Consider the following 572-nt stretch of genomic DNA (forward strand, 5'->3'; position numbering starts at 1 on the left):
TGTTTCAGTTCCCCCGGTTCGCCTCGTTAACCTATGTATTCAGTTAACGATAGTGCAACGAATTGCACTGGGTTTCCCCATTCGGACATCGCCGGCTATAACGGTTCATATCACCTTACCGACGCTTTTCGCAGATTAGCACGTCCTTCATCGCCTCTGACTGCCAGGGCATCCACCGTGTACGCTTAGTCGCTTAACCTCACAACCCGAAGATGTTTCACTTCTGATTGCGAAAATTTGAGAGACTCGAACACACATTAACTGTGTGTCGTTTCAATTTTCAGCTTGATCCAGATTTTTAAAGAGCAAATATCTCAAACGTCACCCGAAGATGAGTTTTGAGATATGTCGGCGCGCGTCTTTCACTCACGAACCAGCAAGTGGCGTCCCCTAGGGGATTCGAACCCCTGTTACCGCCGTGAAAGGGCGGTGTCCTGGGCCTCTAGACGAAGGGGACACTGAAGTCTCAATCGCAAGACGCCTTGCTTCTTTACTTTCATCAGACAATCTGTGTGAGCACTACAAAGGCAGGTTCTTTAAGGTAAGGAGGTGATCCAACCGCAGGTTCCCCT

At 49.1% G+C, this 572-nt stretch carries 1 tRNA gene and 1 rRNA gene; both read right to left on the reverse strand.

Annotated features, from left to right (window positions below):
- A 23S ribosomal RNA gene (locus ABLV17_RS13625) occupies nucleotides 1-199 on the reverse strand; the annotation flags it as partial.
- Nucleotides 200-381: 182 nt separating this feature from the next.
- Nucleotides 382-457: transfer RNA gene (locus ABLV17_RS13630), tRNA-Glu, on the reverse strand.
- Nucleotides 458-572 lie beyond the last annotated feature (115 nt).

This window comes from Klebsiella sp. CN_Kp091 (genome assembly GCF_040065095.1).
Lineage (GTDB): Bacteria > Pseudomonadota > Gammaproteobacteria > Enterobacterales > Enterobacteriaceae > Klebsiella > Klebsiella aerogenes.